14 protein-coding genes are annotated in these 13768 nt (G+C 69.0%); 7 read left to right on the top strand and 7 right to left on the bottom strand.

Annotated features, from left to right (window positions below; translation table 11 throughout):
- Positions 1–18 precede the first annotated feature (18 nt).
- Positions 19–1275: an outer membrane protein assembly factor BamB family protein gene (locus NO878_RS00410; protein WP_256403992.1), complete on the bottom strand. Its 1257-nt coding sequence runs from the start codon at positions 1273–1275 to the stop codon at positions 19–21.
- A 154-nt stretch (positions 1276–1429) separates the two neighbouring features.
- Here NO878_RS00410 and NO878_RS00405 point away from each other — a divergent pair, with 154 nt between their 5' ends.
- The 3 genes from NO878_RS00405 to NO878_RS00395 are packed head-to-tail and all read left to right on the top strand — an operon-like array spanning position 1430 to position 3764.
- A complete protein-coding gene (locus tag NO878_RS00405; protein WP_256403990.1) occupies positions 1430–1837 on the top strand; it encodes a CBS domain-containing protein in 408 nt (135 codons plus the stop codon).
- A gap of 45 nt (positions 1838–1882) precedes the next feature.
- Positions 1883–2599 (top strand): DUF4013 domain-containing protein, encoded by a 717-nt coding sequence (locus tag NO878_RS00400; protein WP_256403989.1) that lies wholly within the window; start codon positions 1883–1885, stop codon positions 2597–2599.
- 25 nt (positions 2600–2624) lie between these two features.
- Entirely contained in the window at positions 2625–3764 is a 1140-nt protein-coding gene (locus NO878_RS00395) for a DUF63 family protein (protein WP_256403988.1), read from the top strand.
- Here the strand turns inward: NO878_RS00395 and NO878_RS00390 are convergent.
- Both NO878_RS00390 and tbsP read right to left on the bottom strand, forming a co-directional pair.
- Positions 3761–5473 (bottom strand): YcaO-like family protein, encoded by a 1713-nt coding sequence (locus tag NO878_RS00390; protein WP_256403987.1) that lies wholly within the window; start codon positions 5471–5473, stop codon positions 3761–3763. The two genes, NO878_RS00395 and NO878_RS00390, sit on opposite strands and share 4 nt — an antisense overlap.
- 75 nt (positions 5474–5548) lie before the next feature.
- On the bottom strand, positions 5549–6367 hold the full coding sequence (gene tbsP, locus NO878_RS00385; protein ID WP_256405440.1) for a transcriptional regulator TbsP: 819 nt from the start codon (positions 6365–6367) through the stop codon (positions 5549–5551).
- Between the two features lie 166 nt (positions 6368–6533).
- Here tbsP and glyA point away from each other — a divergent pair, with 166 nt between their 5' ends.
- Positions 6534–7781, top strand: coding sequence for a serine hydroxymethyltransferase (gene glyA / locus NO878_RS00380; protein ID WP_256403986.1), 1248 nt, complete (start codon positions 6534–6536; stop codon positions 7779–7781).
- A gap of 82 nt (positions 7782–7863) precedes the next feature.
- The gene (locus tag NO878_RS00375) at positions 7864–8904 is read left to right on the top strand and encodes a PAS domain-containing sensor histidine kinase (RefSeq protein WP_256403985.1); all 1041 of its coding nucleotides are present in this window, start codon (positions 7864–7866) and stop codon (positions 8902–8904) included.
- A 9-nt stretch (positions 8905–8913) separates the two neighbouring features.
- On the opposite strand, the gene NO878_RS00370 is transcribed toward NO878_RS00375, so the two are convergent.
- On the bottom strand, positions 8914–9360 hold the full coding sequence (locus tag NO878_RS00370) for a universal stress protein (protein ID WP_256403984.1): 447 nt from the start codon (positions 9358–9360) through the stop codon (positions 8914–8916).
- Positions 9361–9465: 105 nt separating this feature from the next.
- Between NO878_RS00370 and NO878_RS00365 the strand changes: the two genes are divergently transcribed.
- A complete protein-coding gene (locus NO878_RS00365; RefSeq protein WP_256403983.1) occupies positions 9466–10353 on the top strand; it encodes a tetrahydrofolate dehydrogenase/cyclohydrolase catalytic domain-containing protein in 888 nt (295 codons plus the stop codon).
- Here NO878_RS00365 and NO878_RS00360 read toward each other — a convergent pair.
- Positions 10345–11046 carry a DUF7117 family protein gene (locus NO878_RS00360; RefSeq protein ID WP_256403982.1) on the bottom strand — a complete coding sequence of 234 codons (702 nt, stop codon included), beginning with the start codon at positions 11044–11046 and terminating at the stop codon, positions 10345–10347. The two genes, NO878_RS00365 and NO878_RS00360, sit on opposite strands and share 9 nt — an antisense overlap.
- Here NO878_RS00360 and NO878_RS00355 point away from each other — a divergent pair.
- Positions 11045–11275: a hypothetical protein gene (locus NO878_RS00355; protein ID WP_256405482.1), complete on the top strand. Its 231-nt coding sequence runs from the start codon at positions 11045–11047 to the stop codon at positions 11273–11275. The two genes, NO878_RS00360 and NO878_RS00355, sit on opposite strands and share 2 nt — an antisense overlap.
- A gap of 297 nt (positions 11276–11572) precedes the next feature.
- On the opposite strand, the gene NO878_RS00350 is transcribed toward NO878_RS00355, so the two are convergent.
- Both NO878_RS00350 and fen read right to left on the bottom strand, forming a co-directional pair.
- On the bottom strand, positions 11573–12721 hold the full coding sequence (locus NO878_RS00350; protein ID WP_256403981.1) for an AI-2E family transporter: 1149 nt from the start codon (positions 12719–12721) through the stop codon (positions 11573–11575).
- Between the two features lie 47 nt (positions 12722–12768).
- Positions 12769–13749, bottom strand: a complete 981-nt coding sequence (gene fen, locus NO878_RS00345) for a flap endonuclease-1 (protein ID WP_256403980.1) — start codon at positions 13747–13749, stop codon at positions 12769–12771.
- Positions 13750–13768 lie beyond the last annotated feature (19 nt).

Raw genomic sequence — 13768 nt, 5'->3', positions numbered from 1 at the left:
GGCTGGGAGACCACACGGTCAGTCACCCCCGACGGCCACCACGGTGCCGTGTCGCGTCGCCGTGACGAGGCCGCCATCGAGGACCGCCGGCGGCACGACGGGTTCGGCGCTTCGATAGCCCCACGTCGCCTCGCCGAAGCGGGCGGTAAAGGCGAGTAGCCGTGGGGGTGAGCGGCGGTCGTCCGAATACGACTGGAGGGCGAAGGCGTGGTCGCCGGTGGCGGCGGTCACCGCCCCCTCGCCGGCGTACGAACACCAGCGCGGGTCGGGGGCGCCGTTGGCGGTTCGGTCGAGCGCAAACGTCGCGTCGCCGGCCTCGCCCGGCCGTTCGAGGGCATAGAGCGTCTCGGCGGTGACGACCGGCGTCGAGTAGGCGCGGCCGCCACCACGGTCGACGAGCCACCGCTCGGTGCCGTCGTCGAGGGTGACCGCGCGGATTCCCTCGCGGGTGCCGACGTAGACGGTCCCGTCGGCGACGGCGGGGCGGGACCGGGGGTCGACCGACGCCGACCACAGGCGGTCGCCGGTCGCAGCGTCGAAGCCGAACAGTTCCTGGCCGGCGACGACGACGGCGCCGTCGGCGACGGCGGGACGGGACCCGCCGCTCGTCGTGGTCGTCCACCGGCGGCCACCGCCAGCGGTGTCGAGCGCAACCAGTTCGTCGCCGGCCGGGACGAACACCGCGCCGTCGGCGACGGCGGGCGTCCCGGCGGGGGCGACCCCGGCGGCTCGCCACCGCTCGGTTCCGTCGTCGGTGCGGAGGGCCGTGACGCCGTCGGCGGTCGGAACGTACGCAGTATCGTCGTGGATCACCGGCGGTGCGAGCGCCGCGCCGTAGGCCGGCGCCCGTGACGTCGGCGTCACCGGCGAGAGATCACCGTACTGCCACAGCTCGCTCCCGTCCCGGAGTGAGAGTGCGAAGACGCCCGCGCCGGTCGTGAAGAAGACCCGGCCGTCGGCGACCGTCGGCGGACTCACGTCGGCCGTCACGCCGTCGACCGTCGGGGCAGGGAGCGTCGTTCGCCAGCGAAGTGTCGGCGCGTCGGTCGGCGGCCGACGCGACGGGGCAAAGCCGGTGTTGGCGGGATCGAACCGAGGGGTGGGCCAGTCGCCACCGGGAAGCGAGTCGAACCCTCGGCCGGCCTCACCCGGACCGAACGTCGTCGTCGGCTCGGGCCTGTCGTTATCGGGACACGACGACGAACAGCCGCCGAACCCGGCGACGACCCCGGCCGAGAGCGTACCGAGAAACGTCCTGCGTTCGATGGAGGGCATCGACCCACCATTGTGACACATCCGTGAAAGGTGTCCCGAATCGGCGTGGTCGACGGGGCGACGACGGGTCGGACCCCGACGGGGACCGTCGCGGCGAGGCCCGAGGCCGGCGGCGATACCAACTGTTATGGTATCATACGACCTACGTCACACTATGACAGACACCCTGGTGAAAGACGCGATGAGCACGCCGATGCTCACGCTGGACGCGGAGGCGACGGTCAACGAGGCGTCACGCGGGATGCTGGAGGCGGGGATCAAGTCGCTCGTCGTCGTCGGGGAAGCCTGCCGCCCCGAAGGCATCTTCACCTCCACGGACGTCCTCGAAGTCGCGGCCGACGGCCGGCCCACCGACGAGGCGACAATCGGGGAGTACATGACCACGCCGGTACAGACCGTCGACCCCGGCGCCTCGCTTTCGGCGGTCGGTCGGCGGATGGTCGAGGAAGAGGTGGGCCACCTCCCGGTGACCGACGCCGACGGTAACGGCGTGGGCATCCTGACGATGACGGACCTGACCGAGGCGCTGTCGGGCGCCGAGGTGCCCGCCGAATCGACGTAGCGACTCGGCACGAAGAGTTACGGCCCGGGGAGTTCGTTCGCCCGTATGGGCGTCGACCTCGAACGACTCGTCCGATACCCCGCGAACTCCGAGGACTGGGCCAAGTTCCTCCTCGTCGGGAGCGTGTTGACGGCGCTGTCGGTGTTGATCATCCCGGCCGTGCTCCTGTTTGGGTATTTCGTCCGCGTCCTCCGTGCGGGCATGGTCGAGGCAGCGGAACCGCCGGGCTTCGCGGACTGGCGCGGCCTCCTCTACGAGGGGACCGTCGCCTCGGTGATCGTCCTCGTCTACCAGTTCGTCCCCCTGCTGATCGCGGCGGTAACGATTGGGGGTACAGCAGCCGTCTTCCTGACCGGGGCCGACGTCGGCGTGGGGTGGGGACTGGCCGGTCTCCTCGCGGGACTGGCACTCGCCACGTTGCTCGCCGCAGTCTTCGGATACGTCACCCTCATCGGCCTCGCCAACTACGCCTACGAGGGTGATCTCCGGGCCGGGTTCGACCTCGACGTCTGCCGCACCGTGGCGTTCGATGGTGCCTACGCCGTCCCGTGGCTGTACGGCGTCGTCGTCCTCGTCGTCGGGAACGTCGTTGCGGGGGTTCTCGGGTTCGTCCCCATCGTCGGCGTGTTGGTCGTCTTCTACGCCCAGGTGGCCGCGACGTGGGTCTGGGGCAAGGGGTTCGGCGACGCGATGGGAATCGAGGCGGCACCGGGGCCACGGGCGACGGTCACGGAGACGGTCGACCGAGGACCACAACCCTGAAACGCAGCGGCGTTGGGGTTTCGGTATGGCCACCGTCGCGGAACGCCTCGGCGTCGAACCGGCACGGCTCTGGCTCGGGTCCGTCCTCGCCCTCCTCGCCGCGCTGATCGGCGGGTCGTTCGTCTTCCCACGTGTCGTCTACGACGGCTTCATCTGGCACTACTTCTGGGGACCGGTTCAGGCGGACGCCAACGCCGCCGTCTGTGCGGTTCGCGAGGGTGGCGCAACCCGGTATCTCTACGACGCGGCGGCGTGTTCGGCGGCCGCCGAGCCAGTCGCCTATCCGGGCTACACCCTCGTCTCCGAGGTAGGCTACGTCGTCATCCTCCTGATCGCACTCGCCGGCGTCGTCTTGCTGTTGCAGCGACTCGGCATCGGCACCGACCGTGCCCTCTTCGTGTCGCTTCTGCCGTTCGTCTTCTTCGGCGGCGCGCTCCGCGTCGTCGAGGACGTGACCGACGCTGCCGCCGCCGGCGACACACTGATCACCTACCCATTGAACACCCTCCTGATCAGCCCCGTCATCTACTTCACCGTCTTTGCGGTGACACTGCTTGCCGTGCTCGGGAGCGTCGCGCTCGAACGCCGGCGGATCGTCGACCAGTACACCCGCCCGCTCGTCACGAGCGGGAGTGTCGTCCTCGCCGCGACGCTCGCCTTTCTCCTCTGGAGCGCCGTCGCTCCCGACGGCCCGGGGACGTTCCACCCACAGGTACTCGTCGTGATCCTCGTCGGCGCGACGGCCGCAACGGGGCTCGTCTGGTGGGTGCTCGAACGGTTCGCCCCGTCGGTCAACGCCGGTACCGGTCGCATCGGCGCGGTCGTCATCTGGGGACACGCCATCGACGGCGTCGCCAACGTGGTCGGCCTCGACTGGATGGTGGCGCTGGGTGCCGGCGCGAACCTGGTCCCCAAACATCCGGTCAACCGCCTTATCGTCGACGTCACCGCGTCGACCCTGCCCGCCTCGGTCCTCGCGCTCACCGGAGACACCTGGCCGTTCCTGGTCGTGAAACTCGTCGCCGCGACACTCGTCGTCTGGCTGTTCGACGAGCAGATCTTCGAGGAGAGCCCGCAGTACACCATCCTGCTGCTGGTCGCCATTCTCGCGGTGGGTCTCGGGCCGGGAACCCGCGACATGCTCCGGGCGACCTTCGGCGTCTAAGGGTAGGGGTGGAACGGCCGGTCGAGCCGCGGTTCGTACCCCAGATCGCGGGGGACCGACTCCGCCCGGTCACCGAAGTATGGCTCGTCGACGAACAGCGGTTGCGCCTCGGGGCATAGGACGCGCACCGCCTCGAACCCCAGGTCGTCGACGTCGGGTGTCGTAAGGCGTGCAGCGTACGTCGAGAGGCCCGCGTCGGCCGCCCGTTCGACCACCGCGTCGAGTTCGGCCTCGCCCGTCGGCACGGGGTCCGGCCCGACGCTCGCGACCGGCACGCCGTCGTCGGCGTCGGTGAACGCCCGCGTCTCGGGCGGGCGGTCGGCGTACCGGCCGATGGCGCCTTCCTCGTCGGCGGCACCCTCGGGTCCTAGCGCCCGGAGTTCCATCCAGTTCTGGAGCGCCTCCGCGAGCGCCGACCGGGCCGCCGCCTGCGCGTCCAGGTCGGCGGCCGACCCCAAGGCAAAGCGGGGCCACGCGTCCTCGCGGTGAACCGCGACGGCGACGACGGGGACGTCCACGTCGCCGGTGACCAGGACCGGCGACACCGACAGACGCTCCGCGCGGGCGCGGTCCGCGAGGGCCGCGAACCTCTCGTCGTCGACGGCAAGCCCCAACGGTTCGTACGTCGAATACCAGGCACACATCGCCGCGTCGCGCTCGATCACCTCGTAAAGCCCCGAACACAGGGCCTCGCTCCCACTGTTTCCAAGTCCCAGTCCCGTCGTGATCGGCGGTCGGTGTCGCTCGGTGGGCGGCGGGTAGTGAACGAACTCCGCGGGCAGCGAGACAGCCTCGCCGGTCTGCAGGTCCGCTCCGGGAACCCAGGGAATCGGAGTGTCGGGGTCGACCGGCCGGTCGTCGGGGCGGACGAACGCCGCCGGCGAGACGCCGTCGTCGCGGGTCGCCGGGGGCGCCCGCTCGAACGACGCCGTCCGGTAACTGCCGGCACAGTAGCGTTCGAGTCCCTCACCGAGGGCCTTCATGAAGGCGCGGTCCCAGTCGTCGTCAACGCCAGCGGCGTAAGCCGCCGCGCGGGCGTCGCTATAGACGGTCGTGTCCGCCGTCGCGGCGATATAGTAGGGCGCGGGGAAGGATTCGCGCTCGCCGACCCGGGTGAGCAGGCCGACACGGTCGTCGACCGCCCGCTCCGCTCGGGCGAGGGCGTCGTCGAGAGAGGCCTCGCGGTGTCCCGTCCGAAGGGTTCGGTCGCGGTCCGCGGCGTCGGGCGTCGCGAACACCCGCCGCTCGTTGCCGGGCACCTCGACGACGGTGCCCCCGAGGTCAGCCCCGGCGAGCACGGAGACGGCGCGGTGGCCGGCGACCGCACCGGCGAGGCGGACGGCGCTCCGACTCCCCGACGGCGGACTGTCACCGGCGTCTGCTTCGCCGGCGGCGGCCTCGTCGTTCGCCGTCGATTCAACCCGCGCCCGCAGGTCGTGGTAGCCAACGCCGTCCGTGAGGACCGTCACCGCGGCGTCGAGGGCGGGGATGGGTCGCCCGCCGAGGCCACCAATCTCGACGGCCAGCCAGTCGGTCGCCACTCCGTCGGCCGTCTCGAACGCCGGTGCGCCCGCCGGCGCGATCACGACGCCGAGAGGATAGCCCCCGAGTTCGGTGGGCGCCGCTGCCGTCGCTGTCGCGTCGATGTCGTTGAGAGCGGCCCGAACCGACTCGGCGGCCGGCCCGCTTCCCGCGATACCGATCTGCATGGAACGGCCGAGGCCGCCCGGCGGCAAAAGTGGTCGGGAGTCGCCCGGGCGGTCGTTCGTCGGCGTCGGGACCCGTCAGGCGGAGTGATTGAGGGTGACGGCGGCGAGTTCGGCGGGGGTCACCTCACCGAAGCGGTCCTCGTCGAGTTTCAGGCGAAGGCGGGGACGTCCCACGTCGATGGGGACCTTCTCGGTGCGGATCAACCCTTCATCTTCGAGAGTCGTCTTGGTGCGCGAGAACGTCGCCTTGCTCGCGATGCCGACGTCCTCGCCCCACTTGCTGATGTCATACAGGAGGACGTCGTTGTGGGCCGCAACCAGGAGCGTGAGGGTCACCTCGTCGAACTCGGTGGCGGCATCGCGGGCGTCGTCCAAGGCGTCGAGGGCGGCGTCGAAGTCCTCGCGGACGGCCTGCCCGATGTCCTCGCCGAGGGTCTCACGGACCCGCGAGAGCGGGGGCGTTCGCAGATCGAACGTCGGGGCCGGCTCCCACTGGGCGCCGTAGGTCTCACGAACCGCGTCGACGAAGGCCGCCTCGTCGCCGCCGAGAGCGGCCACACGGTCGCCAACCGAGACCAGCGCCCACACCGCCGTCTCGGTGACGACGAGCGTGTTCGTGCTGCCGGTGCCGCCCGTCCGCAGGGAGAGGGTCCCACTGGCGACGTGGTCGGCCGCGTTGCTCGCGACCACGAAGTCGTCCATCACGTCCTTCAGCAGCCCCTCGTCGGCGAGGATGCGGATCGACGGTGGCTCGCTCGCCGCCGTCGTGACGCTCGTCAGCGCCCGTACCGCCTCCGCGGTCGGATCGACCAGCAACAGTTCCTCCGCCGACTCGAAGACGGTCTCGAGTATCTCCTCGAACTCCCAGCCGTGCAGGTTCGCCCCGGCGACCATGTTCACAGTATCGCCACGTCCGACTTAATTTTAACGGGGACCGGTGTGCGTAACAGAGTAATTCACAATTCTCTATCGGTTTAATTTTTGTCTTTTCGAGGGAGTACGGCCGCTCCAAGGGGTGGCGGAGAGACAGGTTTATGCGTCGCTTGGGCCGCAGGTATGTATGGAGCACGAGCACGTCCGCGCGGCCGATCCGGCGGTGGCGACGGCGCTTGCCGACGAGGTCGAACGACAGCGGACCACACTCTCGATGATCGCCTCGGAGAACCACGCGAGTCGGGCCGTCATCGACGCCCAGGGAAGCGCCCTGACGAACAAGTACGCCGAGGGGTATCCGGGCGAGCGTTACTACGCCGGCTGTGAGCACGCCGACGCGGTGGAGGAACTGGCCATCGAGCGCGCGAAAGCGCTCTGGGGGGCCGACCACGTCAACGTCCAGCCCCACAGCGGATCACAGGCGAACATGGCCGTCTACCTCGCCACGCTGGACCCGGGAGACCGCATCCTCTCGCTCGAACTCGAACACGGCGGTCACCTCAGCCACGGCCACCCGGCCAACTTCGCCGGCCAGCTCTTCGAGGTCGAACATTACCGTGTCGACCCGGAGACCGGCTATCTCGACTACGAGGGGCTGGCGGAGACGGCCGACTCGTTCGACCCCGACACCATCGTCTCGGGCTTTTCGGCCTATCCCCGACAGGTAGACTGGGAGCGGATCGACGCCGTCGCCGACGCCGTCGACGCCTACCACGTCGCCGACATCGCCCACATCACCGGTCTCGTCGCGTCGGGCGTCCACCCCTCGCCGGTCGGTATCGCCGACTTCGTCACCGGCAGCACACACAAGACCATCCGCGCCGGGCGCGGCGGGATCATCATGTGTGACGAGGAGCACGCCGACGCCATCGATGCCGCCGTCTTCCCCGGCGTCCAGGGCGGTCCCCTGATGCACAACGTCGCAGGCAAAGCCGTTGGCTTCGGCGAGGCGCTGACCGACTCGTTCACCGAGTACACCGAGAACGTGGTAGCGAACGCCCACGCGCTCGGCGAGACGTTCGCCGACGCCGGTCTCTCGTTGGTCTCCGGTGGCACCGATACCCACCTCGTGTTGGTCGACCTGCGGGAATCGCACCCCGATCTCTCGGGCGGCGACGCCGAGGCGGCCCTCGAATCGGCCGGAATCGTCCTCAACGGCAACACCGTCCCCGGTGAGACTCGATCCCCGTTCGACCCGAGCGGCATCCGCGCCGGCACCCCCGCCCTCACCACCCGCGGGTTCGACGAGGCGGCGATGCGCGAGGTTGGCGACCTGATCGTCCGCGTCCTCGACGCGCCGACCGACGAGGCCGTCCTCGCGGACGTGCGCGAGCGGGTCGCTGAGCTCTGTGCCGCCCACCCGCTGTACGAGTAGTCTCGCCGCCGTCCCACACTCTATCGAGGTATATAGCGCTCCTAGTAACGGATATATTTCCACTCGTCGTTCGACGAGTACTGTGACATGCCGGACCGAGACCAGACTTCGAGCGGCGTACGACGACCTCCACGTCGGCATCGCGCTGTACGATCCGGTCACCGGTGCGATCCTCGACGCCAACGAGCGCCTGGAGTCAATCTTCGGGGTCACGACCGAGACACTCCGCGAGTTGTCGGTCGAGACGTACACCGCGAACACACACTCGTTTTCGGCGTCGGTGTTCCGCGACCGACTCCGCGCGAGCACCGAGGGTGAGACACAGACGTTCGTCTGGCGGGTCAAACGCGGCGACGGCGAACTCGTCTGGGTCCGGGTACACTGCTCGCCGCGACCGGCCGGCGACCGGATGCTCGTCCGCGCCGAGGTGCGTGATATCACCGATTCGTATCACACACAGCGTCGGGAGGAACTGTTCTGGCGGCTCCTCCGACACAACCTCCGAAACGGAGCGAACGTGCTCACGGGCCACGGCGAACGGATCGCCACGGCCGCCGAGACCGAGCGGGTGCGCGCGTCGGCCGAGGTGGTCCGCGAGACGGCGAGCGATCTGGGTCGGATGGCCGAGTCGGTCACGGAGATCGAGCAGGCGATGGGGGGTGCGGAGGGTGGTCGGCGCCGTCGCGTCGCCGACGCAATCCGGGAGGTGGCCGACGACCTGGCGGCCGACCACCCCGACGCGACAGTCGAGATCACGGAACGCGAGCGGATGTGGACCAACGTGGACGACGCCTTCGTCCACGCCGTTGCCCACGCGCTCGAAAATGCGGTCTGCCACGCCGAGGGATCGGCGCCGGTCGTCGCCGTCACGGTCGGTCCCTCACCGAACACCGGCCGCGTCGAGATACAGATTGCGGACGACAACCCGCCGATCCCGGCGGCCGAACTGCACGCCCTCAACGACCGCACGGAGACGACCACCACGTCCCACGGCTCGGGCGTCGGGCTGTTCGTCATGAAGTGGTGTATCGAGTCGCTGGGCGGCGAACTCGCCATCGAGAGCGGCGACCGTCGGGGGAACACGGTTCGGTTCTATCTCCCGCCGAAGACACCGCCGGCGTAGCGACGGCGACTACTCGACCCGCGTCTTGACCACCACCACCGGTTTGTCGGCCAGTCGGACGACGCGGTCGGTGACACTGCCGAGCAGGCTCCGATACTCCTCGGGGTGTCGCCGGGTCCCGAGAACGATCAAGTCGACGTCCGCCTCGTCGGCGTAGTCGACAATTTCCTCGTGTGGCTGTCCGTGTCTGAGCGTCTCGATCACCTCGACGTCGTGGCCGGTGGCCCGGCCGGTCACCGCCGAGAGCGCCTCCTCGCCGGCCTCCTCGAGGCCGTGTTCGGGCCCCTCGCGTTCGTCGACGTACTCGTCCCCGCTGTACGCGGAGTAGACGTCACTGTCGACGATGTAGAGGGCGTGAAGCATGGCGTCGTGGAGGTCCGCCAGGCCGATGGCGTGTGCGGTGGCGTCCTCGGAGGCGACAGTGCCGTCCGTCGCGAGCAGGATGTCATTGTACATAGGTGTGCGTTCGCGACGATAGGTGAAAAATCTACACCGTAAGACCGGCCGGGGGCGACTGCGGCAAACGGTGCCTTGAAGAGTACACGGGGACCCGATTCGGACATGACCGACGTTATCGACGGTGACGCGGTGGCGGCGGACGTCCGCGACGGCCTCGCGGGGGCCATCAGAACGCTCGACGACGCGGGCGTCACGCCCACACTCGCGACGGTGCTGATGAGCGACGACCCCGCGAGCGAGACGTACGTATCGATGAAACAACAGGACTGCGCGGAGGTGGGCATCGAGGCTCGCGACGTGGAACTCGACCCCGAGGCTCCCGCCGAGGAACTGTTCGAGACTGTCGCGGATCTGAACGCCGACCCCTCGGTAAACGGAATTTTGGTCCAGATGCCGGTCCCGGATCACGTCGAGGATCGGGACGTCATCCGCACCATCGACCCCGCGAAGGACGTCGACGGCTTCCACCCCGAGAACGTCGGCCGACTGGTGGCCGGCGACCCCGTCTTCAAGCCGTGCACCCCCCACGGCGTCCTGAAACTTCTCGACGCCGCCGGCGTCGAGACGGAGGGCGCCGACGTGACAATCGTCGGCCGGTCGAACATCGTCGGCAAGCCGCTGGCGAACCTTCTGATCGGGAAGGCCGACGACGGCAACGCGACGGTGACGGTCTGTCACTCTCGGACCGAGAACCTCCCAGAGAAGACCCGACGGGCGGACGTGGTGATCGCCGCGGCGGGCGTCCCCGAACTCGTTGACGGGTCGATGCTCACCGACGGCACCGTGGTGATCGACGTCGGCGTCAACCGCGTCGAGCGCGACGGCGAGTCGACGCTCGTCGGCGACGTGGACTTCGAGAGCGCGAAATCGAAGGCACGAGCTATCACGCCGGTCCCCGGCGGCGTCGGGCCGATGACCCGCGCGATGTTGCTCTACAATACGGTGAAAGCGACGAGCCGGCAGGCCGAGGTGCCGGTCGACCTACCGTAGCCGGTCGCGGGCGGCCGCGAGCGCCGTCTCGTCGTCCTCACGGAGCGACATCCCAACCTCGCGGGCCGCCGCCACCAGCGACTCGGCGTCCGACGGCGGCACGTCCCCCTCCAGTGCCTCGACTCGCTTGATGCGCTCACGGAGCGTCCCGAGCGTCCGCCGGGCCTCGGGGTCGGGGTGTTCGTCAAGCCAGGCCAGCAGGTCACGGCGGTAGTCGTCGGCAGCGTTCGCGTCGCCGAGGCCGCGAGCAGGGGCCAAGTCGTCGGTGACCGCCGACGGTCCCGGCCGCTCGCCCTGGTCGGCGTCGCGGAGAAGCGCGAGGACGTAGGCGTGGTCGGCGTCGGTCGGCGACCGAAGACGGTCGAACGCGTCGATGACCTGCAGGAGTTCGGCGGCGGCGACGACTGTCTCGTCGAGCGGGCGGAGTCGGCCGCCGTCGACGAAGCCGCGACGGCGGACGTACGCCCGTAGGTCCCGCTTGCAGTCGTCGACCGTGTCGGCGAGGCGATCCTCGGCCGCGGCAGTCCGGTACGGCGTCAGATCGAGCGTCGCCGGCGAGTCGGTGTGGAGGGTGTGGTCGTCGACGCCGACACTCCGGAGACTCTCACAGTCCGGACACGCCACGCTCCCCGTCTCGTAGTACGACCACCGGCAGCCACAGTCCTGACACTCCCGTCGGCCGCGAACCTTCATGACTGTCGTTCGCCCGGCGGCGACAAAAGACGCTCGGCCCGCGGCCCGGGGATACAGGTGGACGGCGCCCACACACGGACTCATGCGCGACGAAGGCGAGATACGGGAGCAGTACGAGTTCCTTCGCGAACAACTCGACGACGACGAGATGCGCCACGAAGGGGTCCGGGAGTTGTTTGCCCACTACAAGCGCGCCCTCGGCTGGGTGTTAGAAGAGGAGCACATGTGAGGCCCTGTCGCGTGCGGAGACGCGGGTGAGAGCGCGACCACCTCGACGGCGCCGACTCCAGCGAGATGCCGAGAGCTTTCGAGGAGTCGTCGGGTCGAGCATGCTAATCAGGACCGTATCGTGGGACCGAGGCGGTACATTTATACTATCACATCCCTGATTGTCAGGTGACGCTTCGTCTGGAGGGCCGAAGCGTCAGCGGGGACCAATTCAGGGCGGCAAGCTTCCACGCGATTTTCGCGTGGCTTGCTTTCCTTTTGTGTACTACGAACGGTGAGCGACAGGTGCCGCCGACGATCAGTCCTCTGGTGGCGGGGATTCCTCGCTCGCGTCCCCGGTCAGGCTCCCGGGATCGACCGCGAACGGTTGGATCGGTTCCGATTCGAGGAGTTCTGGCAGGACGAGTCGAGCGAAGTGGACGACCAACACGAGGAGCATGGGCGCGAGGAAGATGCCGTACCAGCCAAAGAGAAGCGGGCCGAAGGTGTACGCGATCATCAGACTCCCGACGTGGAGGCGTCGGCCGGAGACGTACGGTCGGAGCACGAGATCGGGGATAGTGTCGACGACGACGAACGAGATGAGGGCGAAGGCCGCGACGAACCAGAGCGCCGTCGGGTCGGTCAGAAGGCCGATCCCGGCGAGATACGCGGTCACAGGCACGTAGACGAGTTTCATCCCGACCATGGGTACTAGGCTCGCGATGCCGGCGAGCAGGCCGACCAGCGGCGCGGCGGGAACCCGAAGGCCGGCCGGCGCGTAGACGTTCAGAATCGAATAGGAGAGGACGCCGATACTCCCGGTCAACACGGCGTTGAGGATGTTGCCGAAGAAGATGGCCTTGAAGTCGCGGTCGACGGCTCGGGCGTAGCCCTCGAGGACGCCGCGGTCGTCGCCGAACCGCGAGAGCGTCCACCGGGAGAGCCGACCCCCGTCACGAAGCAGGTAGAAGGCGAGCGCGAGCATGACAAAGAGGTGAACGGCGCCGACGCCGAGAAACGCCACCGTATCGAGCGCCGACCCCAGCGACGACAGCAGCGACCGGAGGCCCTCGGCGGTGAGGTACTGCTCGGGGTCGAGCGCCAGGAGGGTGGCCGGATCGGCGATGGCGTCCAGCGACTCGGCGTCGACCAGCGGCCACCGCGAGGGGTCGAACGTCTCGGTGGTGACGTATTTCATGAGCTCGTTCAGCGCGACGCCGAGGGCATAGAGGACCAACAGGAGCGCGGGGAGCGCAAGGGCAAACAGGGAGACGGCGGCCGCGAGGCTCGACGGACGGATCACCCGCCGCAAGCGACGGTAGATGGGCCGGGTGGCGTAGTAGATGAACACGCCGAACACGAAGGTGCCGACGAAGGCGTAGACGACGTATGTCACCGCGGCCGCCAGGGCGAACCCCAGGCTCCACCAGCCGAGTCGATAGCGGGACAGCCTGAACTCCGGCATGGTTCCGACAGTCGCGGGCCGGCGTGAAAAACCTCCCCTGGGCCGGATCAGGTCCAGCGGTCGAGGCCCGTCTGGACGAGGGCGTCTTCGATGCGCTCGAAGCCGCGTTCGACCTCGTCGGCCTCGACTTCCCACTGCTCGGTCACGTACGCGCGAGCGGCGGCCACGTCGGGATCGATGTCGGTGTCGACGGCGTAGTCGTCGGTCACGGGCGGGTCACGAAAGAGGTTCCGTACCCGGTCGGCGTTGGCCACCTGCCAGCCCTCGGCGTCGAGCGCGGCCCACAGATCACCGTGATCCGCGATGGCCCGGAGCGCCGTCTTCGGCCCGACACCGTCGACGCCGGGGTTGAAATCCGTGCCACAGAGGATAGCCACGTCGATTAGGCCTTCCCAAGAGATGTCGTGGCGGTCGAAGGTGGCGTCCAGATCCATCAGTTCGGGGCGGCCCTCGCTCGTCAGCTGTCGGAGGGTGTACGGCGCGCCGAACAGCAGGGCGTCGTAGTCCTCGCTGCCGGCGTAGTCGACGTCGCCCCGACGGGCCATGTACGCGGCCTGTGCCTCGCCCTCGGCGGGCGCGTCGACGACCGGGACATCGAGGTGCGCGAGGAGGTCCCGGGTCGTCTCCAGAATCACGTCCGTGAGACGCTGCGTGCGCGCTTCGAGGCGAGCAGCCTCGACGGCGTCGCCGCGCTCCTCGGCCGCGGCCAGTCGCTCCGCCGCCTGCTCGCGCTGTTCCCGACGGGCCGCCACCTCGTCGTCCTTCAACTCCGTCACGCCGCCATCGAAGACGAACACAGGTGTCAGGTCGTGTTCGAAGAACTTGGGCAGGCCTTGGACGACGCCGACCAGGTTGGCCACCTCCTCGCCCGCCGCGGTGGTGTACACGGCGTCGTTCGTCCACTTGACCGTCGTCGTGAGATAGCGGTACAGCCAGTTGTGCGCGTCGACGGCCACGACGCTGCCCGCCACCTCGTCCCAGTCCACCTCGGAGAGGGCGGCGAGCTGTCGGAGGTCTGCGTTGCCCATCGCTCGCCTCTACGCGAGC

Source organism: Haloplanus ruber, assembly GCF_024494725.1.
GTDB classification, from domain to species: Archaea; Halobacteriota; Halobacteria; order Halobacteriales; family Haloferacaceae; genus Haloplanus; species Haloplanus ruber.
This window is presented reverse-complemented; position numbering and strand designations above follow the sequence as displayed.